Source organism: Shimia aestuarii, assembly GCF_900114635.1.
Taxonomy (GTDB): Bacteria; Pseudomonadota; Alphaproteobacteria; order Rhodobacterales; family Rhodobacteraceae; genus Shimia; species Shimia aestuarii.
On the sequence record NZ_FOTQ01000008.1, the window covers coordinates 125,987 to 139,660 of the forward strand.

Here is a 13,674-nt window from a genome sequence, read left to right on the forward strand (position 1 = left end):
GTTTCCTGTGGACAGGCTAGGCAATCATTTGTACCATCGTCAATCATGAATGACACAAATGTATCAAAAACCGTTTTGACCCGCCTGTCTCAGGAATGGGATGATCTCACCCCCGAGGCGCAGAAAGTGGCACGCTATGTGCTTGAAAACCCGCGCGATGTGGGGGTGTCGACCGTGCGAGAGATTGCCGAGGCGGCCAAGGTCAAGCCAAATACCGTGGTGCGCATGGCGCGGCAGGTGGGGTTCGAGGGCTACGATGATTTCCGCGAACCGTTCCGCGAGGCGATTCGGCGTGGGGCGGCGTCTTTCCCGGATCGGGCGCGGTGGTTGCAGGATATTCGCCGTCAGGGGGAGTTGGGTGGGCTTTATGCCGATATGGTGAGTGCGGCCCTGCGCAACATTGAAGAAACCTTTGCAACGATCAGCGAAGAGGCGCTGCGCGTGGCGGCAGAAGCGATCTGGAACTCGCGCAATGTCTATACGCTGGGCGTGGGGGTCAACAATTCCAACGCCCGCAATTTCACCTATCTTGCCAGCACCGGCATGGTGCAATTTCATGCCATCCCGCGCGCCGGATCGACGCCGGTGGATGACATTGCCTGGGCAGATGAGCGCGACGTGCTGATTGCCATCACCTGTGCGCCGTATCGGCGCGAGGTGGTTGAGGCGGTCGAGGTGGCGCGGGAACAGGGGATGTGCGTGATCGGGATTTCGGATTCGCCCGCGTCACCGATCATTCGCGGGGCCGCGCATGGCTTTGTCGTGGCCGCCGACACGCCGCAGTTCTTTCCCAGTTCGGTGTCGACCATCGCCCTGCTGGAGACCTTGCTGAGTTTCGTGATCGCCTCGGCCAGCCCCGAGATCGTGGCGCGGGTCGAGAAGTTCCATGAGCGCCGCCACCAGTTGGGAATCTATCAGGAGGACCTGCCATGAGCGACAGCCCCGTCCATTCGCTTGAGGCCCGCTACTATACCGATCCGGCAATCTATGCACAGGAGATGCGGGGGCTTCTGGCGTCTACGTGGCAATTTGCGCTGCACCTGTCGGATATTCCCAATGTTGGGGATTACGCCGCCTTCGAGATTGCCGGAGAAAGCCTGTTTGCCATTCGCGGGCGGGACGAGGTGGTGCGGGTGTTCTACAATGTCTGCCAGCACCGGGCGCATGAGATGGTGTCGGGACGGGGCAATACGCGGGTGGTGGTCTGCCCCTATCATGCGTGGACCTATGAATTGAGCGGCGGCCTGCGGGCGGGGCCGAATATCAAGGCAGTGCCGGGGTTTGATCGCTCCGAGATCTGCCTGACCGAGGTTCGCAGCGAGGATTTCCTTGGCTTCCTGTTCGTCAATCTCGACGATGACGCCGCGCCAATGGATGACTGGTATCCGGGGGTGCGCGCCGAGCTGTTGGAATTTGTGCCCTGGATCAGGGAACTCGCGCCGCTGGAATGGGTGGAGGTGCCCGAAAACTGCAACTGGAAAGTGTCGGTCGAGAATTACTCGGAATGTTATCATTGCCCGATCAACCACCCGACCTTTGCCGAAGGGGTGGTCAAACCCGAGACCTATGACATTCAGCCCGACGCGGGCGGCGGTTACGTGCTGCGCCACACCACGGAATGCCAGAGCCTTGAGAAGATGACCTATCCCGTGGATATGTCCGTGGCCCATGCCGGGGATTATCAGAGCTGGTTCCTGTGGCCGATGTTCTCGTTCCAGTGCTATCCGGGCAATGTGCTCAATACCTATCACTGGCGGGCCGAAGCAGTGGATCGCTGCACGGTCTGGCGCGGCTGGTACACGGCGGGTGGAGCAGAGAGCGACGTGATCCGGGCGTTGGCGGTGCAGGATCGCGAAACCACCGTGGAAGAGGATATCCGGCTGGTGGAAAGCGTCCAGCGCGGGCTGGCCTCGCGCGGGTATCGACCCGGCCCGCTGGTGCTGGACCCGCAATGCGGCGTACACTCGGAACATTCGATTGCGCGGCTGCAGGAGTGGATGCGCGCGGCGGTGGACTAGCGGCAAGAAAGGGGTGGCGATGATGCGGGGGCAATGTTTTTGCGGGCAGGTGCGTTGGGAAACCGACGCGCCGGTGCTTTGGGCCGGGCATTGTCATTGTGACAGTTGCCGGCGGGCGACCTCGGCCCCATTCACCTCGTTCTTCGGTGTGGCGCGGGACAGCGTGCGCTGGTCCGGGACGCTGGCCGACTACGTGACATCAGGTGGAAAGGTGCGCCGTCAGTTTTGTCCCGCATGTGGCACCCAGTTGACCTATCAATCCGAGGCCTGGCCTGAGGAGACACACCTTTATGCCGCGACGCTGGACGATCCGGCGCAATTTTCCCCGCAGGCGCATTACCACTGGGCCGAGCGCCTTCCTTGGCTGGCGATTGCCGACGACCTGCCCAAGTTTGCTGCCTCAGCGGATGGGGCGGAACCCGTTGCCTGAGCGATTGGGCGATCCTTTGCGCCCCGGATACGCTTGCATGGTGGTTTGAGGAGAATATGCATGACGGCACCCTATGCTCTTTATTATTGGCCGATCCCGTTCCGGGGGCAGATCATTCGCGTGATCCTCGCCTACGCCGATGTGGCTTGGTGTGAGGCGGATTGGGAAGAGGTTGGCGCGCTGAAGGAGCGGTCGATCGGGGACCTTCCCTATCCGTTCATGGCACCGCCCCTGCTGGAGGATCGCGAGGCGGGGCGCTGGATCAGTCAGTTGCCGGCGATCACCATGTATCTTGGGCGCATGCACGGGCTGAGCAGGGTGCCGGACACGGAATTGCGGCTAGTCTGTGATGCGTCGGACATTTTGGTAGAAATCACCCGTGGCCATGGTGCGCAAATGTGGGACCGGGCGGCGTGGGATGATTTTGTCGCGGTCCGCTTGCCGCGCTGGATGGGTTTGCATGAACGGCTGGTGATCGACGAGGCACTGGATGCGGGCGAGATTGACCTCTCGCAGCTGATCCTGACCGGGCTTTGGCACAATATGGTGCGCTGTCTGCCGGGGTTGCGCCCGGTTCTGGCGGCCCATGCGCCGACCGTTGCGGCCCTTGTTGATCGGGTTGCGCAGACGTCGCGGGTTGCGGCGCTGTTTGCCACGTGGGACGATGGCCCGGCGCGCTATTGCGCGGGTGAGATTGAGGCGTCCATCTTGGACATGCTGGAAGGGAAAGAAGACATATGAGCCTGTTTGACGAAGACCTGTTCCTGAAAGGGTTGGAACAGCGCAAGGGGACGCTTGGCGCGGAGTACGTGGAAAAGAACCTTGCCGCCGCAGACGAGTTTACGCGCCCCTTTCAGGAGGCGATGACGGCGTGGTGCTGGGGCTTTGGCTGGGGCGACGACGTGATCGCGCCCAAGACCCGATCGATGATGAACCTCGCCATGCTCGGTGCGCTGGGCAAGATGCATGAATGGGAAATTCATCTCAATGGCGCGCTCAACAATGGCGTCACGGTGGAAGAGGTGCGCGCGATCATTCACGTGGTCGGCATCTATTGCGGCGTGCCGCAGTCGCTGGAGTGTTTCCGCGTGGCGCGCAAAGTGCTGGAAGAGCGTGGGTTGATCTGAAACGGGGCAAAACGCGTGCAAGGGAGCGTGCGCCCGTGGTCATGCGCGCGCCAATGCGATATCGGACGGGAGAGTGCAAAAGGAAGCTGTTCCGATGATGTCGTCCCCCGTTCAGTTGACCCGTGATCTTGTTCTGATTGGCGGAGGCCACGCCCATGCGCTTGTGCTGCGCATGTGGGGGATGCGCCCCTTGCCCGGCGTGCGGGTGACGCTGATCAATCCCGGACCGACGGCGCCCTATTCGGGCATGTTGCCCGGCCATATCGCCGGGCATTATGCGCGCGATGATCTTGATATCGACCTTGTGAAACTGGCGCGTTTTGCCGGGGCGCGGCTGATCATGGCGCCTGCCGAGGGGATTGATCCCGTGGCGCGGACGATCGCCGTGCAGGGGCGGGGGGAAATCGGCTATGATGTTGCGTCGATTGATGTCGGGATCCATGCCGAGATGCCGGGGATCGAGGGCTTCGCAGACCATGGGCTTGGGGCCAAGCCATTGGATGTCTACGCGAGCCGCTGGGCCGCGTTTCTCGACGCAGCCGCCAAGGGCGATGTCGCGCCCGAGGTGGCGGTCATCGGGGGTGGCGTGGCCGGAAGCGAGCTGGCGCTGGCCATGGCCCATGCGCTGCGGGCGCGGGGATGCGCGGGCAAGGTGACGGTGATCGAGGCGGGGCCAAAGATTACCGGGCGCACGGCAGCGGCCGAGCGGCATTTGCTGGGCGCAATGGGCGATCTGGGCGTTGAGGTCATGACCGAGGCGCAGGTGGCGCGGGTCGAGGCCGAGCGGGTCATGCTCAAGGACGGCACATCGGTGCCAAGCCGGTTCACAGTCGGTGCCGCCGGGGCATTTGCCCATGGCTGGCTGGCCGAAACCGCGCTTCCCCTGACCGAAGACGGGTTTGTGCGGGTGCGTGACAGCCTGCAGGTCGAGGGGTTTGACGATCTTTTTGCGGTAGGCGATTGCGCGCATATGGGGGCCACGCCACGCCCCAAAGCCGGTGTGTTTGCGGTGCGCGCTGGGAAAGTGCTGCAGGGCAATCTGCGCGCGGTTCTGTCGGGGGGGCAGACGCGCGCGTTCCGTCCGCAAAAGGATTACCTCAAGCTGATCTCGCTGGGTGGGAAATCTGCCGTGGCCGAGAAATGGGGGCGTACGCTGGCCGGGCCGACGCTGTGGCGCTGGAAGGACCACATTGATCAGAAATTCATGGACAAGTTCCGCCAGTTGCCCGCGATGACCGCGTCAAAACCGCCGCGTGAGGTGGCGCTGGAGGCAGTGCCGGAGCAGCCTTTGTGCGGGGGCTGTGGTTCAAAAGTGGGGCCGGGGACTTTGGCCGGAGTGCTGGAAAGACTGCCGCGACTGGGTCGGTCGGATGTGCTTTCCGGTCCCGGGGATGATGCGGCGGTCTTGCAGGTGGGCGGCGTGCAGCAGGTGGTGACGACGGATCATTTGCGCGCCTTTACCGAGGATTTTGGCCTGATGGCGCGGATTGCGACGGTGCATGCGCTGGGCGATATCTGGGCGATGGGGGCAGCGCCGCAGGGGGCGTTGATGTCGGTGACACTCCCCCGGATGAGTGCGGCATTGCAGGCGCGCAGCATGGAAGAGATTCTGCGCGAGGCGGGGGCGGTTTTGAACGAGGCCGGGGCCGAGATTGTGGGCGGGCATTCGACCATGGGCAGCGAGTTGACCATCGGGCTGACGCTGACCGGGCTGGTCGAGGAGGCCGCGATCACCCATGCCGGGGCGCGGGTCGGGGATGTGCTGATCCTGACGCGACCCATCGGGTCAGGCACCGTTCTGGCGGCAGAGATGCAGGGCAAGGCGCGCGGCGCGGATGTGCAGGCGGTGCTTGCCGAGATGGCGCGCCCGCAGGGGGATGCGGCGGCAATCCTTGAGGGTGCGCATGCGATGACGGATGTGACCGGGTTTGGGTTGGCCGGGCATCTGATGGCCATGTGCCGGGCGTCGGGTGTGGCGGCGGAACTCGATCTGGGGGCAGTGCCTTTCTATGACGGCGCGCTTGATCTGGCCGAGACGGGCCATCGTTCAACCATCTGGCAGGCCAATGCCGACAGCGCGCCGGTCTTTGGCGCGACCGGGGCGCGTGGCGCGTTGTTGCATGATCCGCAGACGGCAGGCGGGCTTTTGGCGGCGGTGGAGGCCGGAGCCGCCGGGGCTCTGGTTGAGGCGCTGCGGGCCAAGGGCCACCAAGCGGCGGTGATCGGGCGTTTTGAAACGGGCGCGCCTGCGATTACTGCAGGGTGATGATCTTGCGCGCTGCGGCGGCAAGCGTTTCGTCGCTCAGGTCGGGCAGGTCGATTGGTGTGGAATCCGGCGCATGGGCGCGGCTGATGCGCGTGTAGCGCGGGTCGTAATGGACCTCGATCAGCTGTTGGGCGAGGGTGCGGAAATCGCCGGATTTCGCGGTTTCCCGCCACTGGGCCACCTGTTCATGCCCATGATAGCGCACGAGTTTCTGCAGGATCTGATCAAGCTTGTCAGTGTCTTCAATCATGTCGGGATAGGCGGTCAGCAAGTGATCAGCGCGCGCGGCCAGCGGCGCGGTAAGGCGCAGGTTGGGCGCGGCGATCATGGCCTGCCACAGGGTTGGCGGAATGATCAGGCGTCCGATCTTGGAACTTTCGGCCTCGACATAGACCGGGCGGAACGGGTCGAGCCGCGCCATCCCCGTCGCAAGGCGGCTTTCAAAGGTTTTCTGGCTAGGCTGATGCGCGCTCATCGGGCCAAAGAGCGAGCCGCGATGTTCGGCCATGGCTTCGAGGTCGAGCGTCTGCGCGCCTTGAGCTGCGAGGTGATCCAGAAGGCGGGTCTTGGCCGTGCCGGTGCCGCCATCGATCACCACCACGGGGCAGGGCATGGGATCGTCATAGAGCGCCCTGGCGACAAGGCGGCGATAGCGCTGATAGCCACCGTCCACCGTGTCGGCGCGCCAGCCGATCTGTTTGAGGATAATGGCGACGGAGCCGGAGCGCTGCCCTCCGCGCCAGCAATAGACCAGCGGGCGCCAGCCGCCTGGACGGTCGGCCAGCGGGCCTTCGAGGTGGGCGGCGACGTTGCGCGAGACCAGCGCGGCGCCGATCTTGCGCGCCTTGAAGGGATCGTCCTGCACATAGATCGTGCCGACACGGGCGCGTTCTTCGTTCGACAGGGCGGGTAGGTTGATCGCGCCGGGGATGTGGTCTTCGGCATATTCGGCAGGGGAGCGGACGTCGATGATCTCGTCAAACGGAAGAGTGGCGAGGTCGGATAGCTGGGTCAGCTCTTGGGGCATGAGGGCGGTCCGTCAGTTGGGCAGACCGGTGATAGCGTGATGTGGTGGGGTTGGCCAGCACCTCGCCCGGAATCAAGGCGTGCACGCACGCCGCCGGGCAGCGCCCGACCGCCCCATGGGCGGGCGCTTTTGGGAGGGTGGTTTGATGCTCTGAGGTGATCAGAGCTGGGCGAGATAAAGTGACTTACTTGTGCGGAGAAGCGCCCACCCACGGACGGGCGCTGCCCGGCGTTTCCTCAGTAAGCGTTCATGGTCAACAGCTCATATTCTGCCACCAGTTCGTCATCCTGGTTGGTCAGGGTCACGTGCCAGCGAACTTCGCCATATTCGTCGTTGCGCTTGGTCTTTTTCTTGACCGTGAGACGCACCTTGATGCTGTCCCCAGCGGACACCGGCTTCATGAAGCGCAGACCGTCGAGACCAGTATTGGCCAGAACCGGACCTTCGTTGGGTTCCACGAACATCCCGGCGGCGAAGGACAGGAGCAGGTAGCCATGCGCAACGCGGCCCGGGAAGAACGGGTTCCGGCGTGCGGCCTCTTCGTCCATGTGGGCATAGAACGTGTCGCCGGTGAAGTTGGCGAAATGCTCGATGTCGTCCATGGTGACGGTGCGCGGCGCGGTGTGCAGGGTTTCACCAATCGACAGTTCGCCGAATTTCCGGGTGAAGGGGTGAGCCTCTTCGGTGATCTCTGCTGCGCCCGGCACCCATTTGTCACCAATGGCCGACAGGATATCGGGCGAGCCCTGAATCGCGGTGCGCTGCATGTAATGTTTCACGCCGCGAATGCCGCCGAGTTCCTCGCCACCACCGGCGCGACCGGGGCCGCCATGTACCATGTGGGGCAGGGGAGAGCCGTGGCCGGTGCTTTCCTTCATCGAGTCGCGGTTGTTGAAGTAGATGCGGCCATGGAAGGCGCCCGCACCGATGGCAACTTCGCGCGCCACGGTCGGATCGTGGGTGATGCAGGAGGTCACAAGCGAGCCTTGCCCTTTGTTGGCCAGCGCAATCGCGTGATCAACATCGCGGTAGCCCATGACGGTGCTCACCGGACCAAAGGCCTCGGTGTCATGCACGCGCTGCGCGTTGTCGGGATCGGCGCAATGGAACAGCATCGGCGGCACAAAGGCGCCTTTCTCGGCGTCGGCCCCATCGACGGTGAAGTTGTCGGGGTCGCCAAAGACGCGCTCGGCCTCGGTTCCGATCAGCGCGGCCTTTTCCAGAACGTCGCGCTTCTGGCCGCCCGAGACCAGCGCGCCCATGCGGGTGGTTTCAAGACGCGGATCGCCGATCACGGTTTTCGACAGCCGCGCCGACAAAGCCTCGATCAGCGCCTCGACGCTGTTTTGCGGGGCGATGATGCGGCGGATGGCGGTACATTTCTGACCCGCCTTGGTGGTCATCTCGCGGCTGACTTCCTTGACGAAGAGGTCAAACTCGGGCGTGCCGGGGATCGCGTCGGGGCCAAGGAGGGAGGCGTTGAGGCTGTCGGCCTCGGATGTGAAACGGGTGTTGTTTTGCAGGATCAGCGGGTTGGAGCGCAGTTTCAGCGCGGTGTCGGCCGAGCCGGTAAAGGCCACGGCATCCTGACAGGTGAGGTGGTCGAGCATGTCGCCCAGGCCCCCGGACACCAGTTGCACTGCACCGGCGGGCAGGATGCCGGAATCGATCATCAGCTTGACGCAGAGTTCGGTCACGTAGCAGCTGTTGGTGGCCGGTTTCACGATGGCCGGAACCCCGGCGAGCAGGGTCGGGGCGAGCTTTTCCAGCATGCCCCAGACCGGGAAGTTGAAGGCGTTGATATGGATCGCGACACCCTGGAGGGGCGTGCAGATGTGCTGACCCAGAAAGGTGCCGTTGCGCGACAGCTGTTCGATCTCACCGTCCAGATAGACGTGGCTGTCGGGCATCTCCTTGCGGCCCTTGGAGGCAAAGACCAGCATGGTGCCGATGCCGCCGTCGATGTCGATCATGTGGTCCGACTGGGTCGCGCCGGTGTCAAAGGAGAGGTCATACATCGCCTGACGATGTTCGCGCAGGTGCATGGCCAGTGCCTTGAGCATGCGGGCGCGGTCGTGGAAGGTCAGCTTGCGCAGGTTCGGGCCGCCGACGTTGCGGGCATAGTCGAGCATGGCCTGTACGTCGAGCGCGTCATTGCCGGCGGTGGCGATGACGTCGCCCGTGATGGCGCTGGCGATGTTGCGCGCGCCTGCGCCAGGGGCGATCCATTGGCCGGCGGCAAAGCTGGAGATGTTCTGTACGGTCATAAGTCTTGGTCCTCAGGTCAGTGTGGCGGGCAGGCGGGCGTAACCGCGAAAGCGGATGCGTCCCCCGCGCTGTGCGCCGGGTGTCAGGTGGTAATTCGGATAACGTTGCAGGAAGCGACCCACGGCAATGCGCCCTTCCATGCGGGCCAGCGTCAGGCCGACGCAGGTATGTGCGCCGCCCGCAAAGGCGAGGTGTTTGTTGGGGCGGCGGTCAAGCTGCATCTCGTCGGGAGAATCGAACTGGCGCGGGTCGCGGTTGGCGCCACCCATGCAGAGATGCAGGTCGGTGCCCGCCGGAATGGTGACGCCGTGCAGGGTGATGTCGCGCGTGGTCAGGCGGTTGCCGAACTGGTTGGGGCTTTCGAGCCGCAGGAATTCATCGACGGCGGTGGTGATCAGCTCCGGATTGGCCAGAAGCTCGGCCCGTTTGGCCGGATGCTGATCCAAAAGGGCGATGGCATTGCCGATCAGGTTGGTCGTGGTTTCGTGACCCGCATTCAGGATGAAGATGCAGTTCTGATAAAGCTCGACCTCGGTGAGGTGATCCCCGGTCGTCTGCATCAGGCGGGTGAGCACGTCGGTTTCGGGATCGCCCGGATGGGCGCGGCGGTCTTCGATGATGTGGCGCAGGAAGGCCTTGAAATCGGTGACGGCCTGATGGCCGGTGGAAAGTTGTTCGTCGTTCAAGGCTGGTTCCAATGCGCCGAGAATGGCCAGAGACCAGTCGCGCAAAGGATCGCGTTCATCGCGCGGAATGCCCAGCAAATTGCCGATCACCTCGATCGGAATCGCCCCGGCAAAGGCTTCGATCAGTTCGACCTCGGCCTGATCGGCCATCTCGTCCAGCAGCGAGTCGATCAGAGTCACCAGACCCGGTTCCATCTGCGCCAGTGCGCGGGGGTTCATCGCACCGACCATCACCTTGCGCACGCGGGTGTGCAGCGGTGGGTCGTTGAACACGAGAGAGTTGGTGTGATGCTCATAAAGCGGGGAATCAACGCCGTATTTCGGGCCGAACACCGCCTTCTTGTCCGAGATGAACGTGTCCGTGTCGCGGTAGACCATATCGAGATCGGCGTAGCGCGACAGGATGAAGGACCCGTCAGGCTGTGCACAGACCGGGGCCTCTTCACGCAGGCGCGCATAAAACGGATAGGGGTTTTCGTGGAACCCGTCAGGCGGGGCCGTCAGTGTCAGGATATCGGACATGGTTCGCTCTCCTCCCAAGGAGCGGAATCATCTTCTCGTTATTTATTGACCAACCGTTCGGTTTATGCAAGTAAAGACTCGGGACGAGGCCCAGACAGGGTGCAGAGGAGGCATCATGAGCGAAACGATTCTTGTGACAGGGCATGGCAACTGGGTCGAGGTGACTCTGAACCGCCCGGATCGGCTCAACAGTTTCAACGACGAGATGCATCTTGCGCTGCGCAAGGCGCTTGAGACCGCGTGGGACGCGGGTGCGCGGGCGGTCTTGCTAACCGGGGCGGGGCGCGGGTTCTGTGCCGGACAGGATCTGGGCGATGTGGACCCGTCGGCGATGAAGGAACCGGCCGATCTGTCGGTCACGATCCGGACCTTCTATTCCCCGTTGATCAAGCTTTTGCGCGAGATGGACATGCCGATTGTCTGCGCCGTGAATGGCGTGGCCGCCGGGGCGGGGGCGAATATCGCGCTCGCTTGTGACATCGTGCTGGCCGGGGAAAGCGCGAAATTCATCCAGTCTTTCGCAAATGTCGGCCTTGTGCCGGATGCCGGGGGCACCTGGGCGCTGACCCGTCTTCTCGGGGAAGCCCGCGCCAAGGCGCTGGCCATGACCGGTGCGCCGGTGACGGCAGCACAGGCGGCGGATTGGGGCATGATCTGGCAGGCACTGCCGGACGATGAGCTGATCGACGCGGCGCGCAAGCTGACTGAGAAGCTCGCCAACGGGCCGACCGTGGGGTTGGGCCTGACCAAGGCGGCGATCCAGGCGGCCAGCATGAACACGCTTGAGGATCAGCTTGAACTGGAAGCCGAGTGCCAGAAACAATGCGGGTTCAGCGCGGATTATGCCGAAGGGGTTTCCGCCTTTCTGAACAAGCGCAAACCGAACTATCAGGGGCGCTGAGACCATGACGCCGAAGGAACGCGCCGAAAAAGCCGCCGCCGCGATGTGGGCCAGCGACCGCGCCAGCCAGCACATGGGCATGGCGATCACCGAGATCGACGAAGGCCGGGCGGTGCTGACGATGACGGTGCGTCCTGAGCATTGCAACGGGCACGGCATCTGCCATGGCGGCGTGACCTTTACGCTGGCCGACAGCGCTTTTGCCTTTGCCTGCAACAGTCGCAATCTGTCCACCGTGGCCCAGCACAACATGATCAGCTACATCGCGCCCGGGCGCGAGGGCGATATTTTGACCGCCGATGCGCGCGAAGTCAGCCAGACCGGGCGTAGCGGCATTTACGACGTTAAAGTCACCAATCAAGACGGTGCCATGATCGCCGAGTTCCGTGGGTTCTCGCGTCAGATCAAGGGCCATTTGTTCGACGAATAGTCGAAAGGAGGAGAAACATGCAGGATTTGACACCCCCCCGTGATATTCTGGACCCGATCGAGATTGCCTCGATCGACGAGATCCGCGCGCTGCAGCTGGAGCGCCTGAAATGGTCGGTGCGCCATGCCTATGACAACGTGCCGATGTACAAGCAGCGTTTCGACGATGCCGGCGTGCACCCGGATGACCTGCAATCGCTGGCCGATCTGGCAAAATTCCCGTTCACCTACAAGAATGACCTGCGCGACAATTACCCGTTTGGCCTGTTTGCCGTGCCGCGTTCGCAGATCATGCGCCTGCACGCTTCGTCGGGGACGACCGGTAAGCCGACCGTGGTGGGCTATACCGCGAATGACATTTCGAACTGGGCTGACCTTGTGGCGCGCAGCTTGCGGGCCGCGGGCTTGCGCAAGGGCGACATGGTGCATAATGCGTATGGCTACGGCCTCTTTACCGGCGGCCTTGGGGCGCATTACGGTATCGAACGGCTTGGTGCGACCGTGGTGCCGATGTCGGGCGGGCAGACCGAGAAACAGGTGGGCCTGATCACCGATTTCCAACCCGACGGGATCATGGTGACGCCGTCCTACATGCTCAACATCCTTGAGCAGTATCACAAGGTCGGCATGGACCCGCGCGACTGCTCGCTCAAGGTGGGCGTGTTCGGGGCCGAGCCCTGGACGGACGCGATGCGCAAGGAAGTCGAAGAGGCGTTCGACATGCATGCGGTTGATATCTATGGACTTTCCGAGATCATGGGGCCAGGTGTGGCCAATGAATGCGTCGAGACCAAGGACGGTCCGGTGATCTGGGAAGACCACTTCCTGCCCGAGATCATTGACCCCGCCACCGGCGAAGTGCTGCCGGATGGTGAGATGGGCGAACTGGTCTTTACCACGCTGACCAAAGAAGGTCTGCCCATGATCCGCTATCGCACCCGCGACCTGACCCGCCTGCTGCCGGGCACCGCGCGCAGCATGCGACGGATGGAAAAGATCACCGGGCGCAGCGACGACATGATCATCCTGCGCGGCGTGAACGTGTTCCCCACCCAGATCGAGGAGCAGGTTCTGGCAACCGGCGGGCTGTCCAGCCATTTCCAGATCGAACTTTACAAGTCGGGTCGCATGGATGCGATGCGGGTCTTTGTCGAAGCGGCTGCGGACTCGACCGACAACCTGTCCAAGACGGCTGCGGCGCGCATGCTGACCAAGCGGATCAAGGACATTGTTGGCGTTTCCACCGAGATTATCGTAGGAGACCCGGGAGCCGTCGAACGCAGTCAGGGCAAAGCCAAGCGCGTCGTCGACAACCGCGACAAGGAGTGAGTTTTGGCCAGAACGATCGCAAAGGACCACGACCAGAAACGCGAGAACATTCTCAAGGCTGCGGCCCGGGTGTTTGCCAACGAGGGCTTTGACCGGGCCTCGATGTCGATGCTGGCGCGCGACTGCGGGATTTCGAAGGCCAATATCTATCACTACTACGACAGCAAGGATGCCATTCTTTATGACATCCTTGAAACCTACCTGAGCGCGCTGCGCGACCGGATCTGCGGGATCGACCTTGATGGGTTGGACCCGCAGGAAAAAGTGTTCCGCGTGGTCCGCGAAATCCTGATGGCGTATCAGGGCGCGGATGACGAACACCGCGTCCAGATCAACGGTGTCGAGATGCTGCCACCCGAACAGCAGAAGGTGCTGCGCGGGTATCAGCGTGATATGGTGACGTTCCTGAGCGATATCCTGGAACAGGCCGCACCCGACGTGCTTGGCGCGGACAGCGCCAAGTTGCGGGGGGCGACGATGTCGGTCTTTGGCATGCTGAACTGGTATTACATGTGGAATACCGGTGCCGGTACGCAGGCCCGAGAAGACTATGCGCGGCTGGTCAGCAACCTGACACTAGGCGGTGTGCCCACAATCTGAACCCGACAGGAGTCCGGTCCGTGTTCCGTTTGATGCTGGGGGCGCCCGGTCCTGCGAGACCATGAACATGT

At 63.0% G+C, this 13,674-nt stretch carries 13 protein-coding genes; 10 read left to right on the forward strand and 3 right to left on the reverse strand.

What is annotated here, in order from left to right; all coding sequences use genetic code 11:
- Positions 1-45 precede the first annotated feature (45 nt).
- The 6 genes from BMZ35_RS17030 (at position 46) to selD (ending at position 5,841) form a co-directional block, all read left to right on the forward strand.
- Positions 46-933 carry a MurR/RpiR family transcriptional regulator gene (locus BMZ35_RS17030; RefSeq protein ID WP_093095443.1) on the forward strand — a complete coding sequence of 296 codons (888 nt, stop codon included), beginning with the start codon at positions 46-48 and terminating at the stop codon, positions 931-933.
- On the forward strand, positions 930-2,018 hold the full coding sequence (locus BMZ35_RS17035; protein WP_093095447.1) for an aromatic ring-hydroxylating oxygenase subunit alpha: 1,089 nt from the start codon (positions 930-932) through the stop codon (positions 2,016-2,018). The genes BMZ35_RS17030 and BMZ35_RS17035 overlap by 4 nt, the downstream gene beginning before the upstream one ends.
- 22 nt (positions 2,019-2,040) lie before the next feature.
- A complete protein-coding gene (locus BMZ35_RS17040) occupies positions 2,041-2,448 on the forward strand; it encodes a GFA family protein (RefSeq protein ID WP_479725469.1) in 408 nt (135 codons plus the stop codon).
- Between the two features lie 60 nt (positions 2,449-2,508).
- Complete coding sequence (locus BMZ35_RS17045) at positions 2,509-3,189, forward strand: glutathione S-transferase (protein ID WP_093095450.1); 681 nt, start codon at positions 2,509-2,511, stop codon at positions 3,187-3,189.
- On the forward strand, positions 3,186-3,575 hold the full coding sequence (locus tag BMZ35_RS17050; protein ID WP_093095451.1) for a carboxymuconolactone decarboxylase family protein: 390 nt from the start codon (positions 3,186-3,188) through the stop codon (positions 3,573-3,575). Before BMZ35_RS17045 ends, BMZ35_RS17050 begins: the two co-directional genes overlap by 4 nt.
- Before the next feature lie 94 nt (positions 3,576-3,669).
- Positions 3,670-5,841: a selenide, water dikinase SelD gene (gene selD, locus BMZ35_RS17055; RefSeq protein WP_093095452.1), complete on the forward strand. Its 2,172-nt coding sequence runs from the start codon at positions 3,670-3,672 to the stop codon at positions 5,839-5,841.
- Here selD and mnmH read toward each other — a convergent pair.
- The 3 genes from mnmH to BMZ35_RS17070 form a co-directional block, all read right to left on the reverse strand.
- The gene (gene mnmH, locus BMZ35_RS17060) at positions 5,828-6,868 is read right to left on the reverse strand and encodes a tRNA 2-selenouridine(34) synthase MnmH (protein ID WP_093095453.1); all 1,041 of its coding nucleotides are present in this window, start codon (positions 6,866-6,868) and stop codon (positions 5,828-5,830) included. The genes selD and mnmH overlap by 14 nt on opposite strands.
- Before the next feature lie 236 nt (positions 6,869-7,104).
- Positions 7,105-9,135 (reverse strand): phenylacetic acid degradation bifunctional protein PaaZ, encoded by a 2,031-nt coding sequence (gene paaZ / locus BMZ35_RS17065; protein ID WP_093095454.1) that lies wholly within the window; start codon positions 9,133-9,135, stop codon positions 7,105-7,107.
- 12 nt (positions 9,136-9,147) lie between these two features.
- A complete protein-coding gene (locus BMZ35_RS17070) occupies positions 9,148-10,344 on the reverse strand; it encodes a cytochrome P450 (protein ID WP_093095455.1) in 1,197 nt (398 codons plus the stop codon).
- A 115-nt stretch (positions 10,345-10,459) separates the two neighbouring features.
- Between BMZ35_RS17070 and paaG the strand changes: the two genes are divergently transcribed.
- Genes paaG through BMZ35_RS17090 form a run of 4 tightly spaced genes read left to right on the forward strand, consistent with a single transcriptional unit; the run spans position 10,460 to position 13,603 of the window.
- A complete protein-coding gene (paaG, locus tag BMZ35_RS17075; RefSeq protein ID WP_093095456.1) occupies positions 10,460-11,245 on the forward strand; it encodes a 2-(1,2-epoxy-1,2-dihydrophenyl)acetyl-CoA isomerase PaaG in 786 nt (261 codons plus the stop codon).
- Between the two features lie 4 nt (positions 11,246-11,249).
- Complete coding sequence (paaI, locus tag BMZ35_RS17080; protein ID WP_093095457.1) at positions 11,250-11,675, forward strand: hydroxyphenylacetyl-CoA thioesterase PaaI; 426 nt, start codon at positions 11,250-11,252, stop codon at positions 11,673-11,675.
- A 17-nt stretch (positions 11,676-11,692) separates the two neighbouring features.
- Positions 11,693-13,003, forward strand: a complete 1,311-nt coding sequence (gene paaK, locus BMZ35_RS17085) for a phenylacetate--CoA ligase PaaK (protein WP_093095458.1) — start codon at positions 11,693-11,695, stop codon at positions 13,001-13,003.
- Between the two features lie 3 nt (positions 13,004-13,006).
- Positions 13,007-13,603, forward strand: coding sequence for a TetR/AcrR family transcriptional regulator (locus tag BMZ35_RS17090; protein WP_093095459.1), 597 nt, complete (start codon positions 13,007-13,009; stop codon positions 13,601-13,603).
- Positions 13,604-13,674 lie beyond the last annotated feature (71 nt).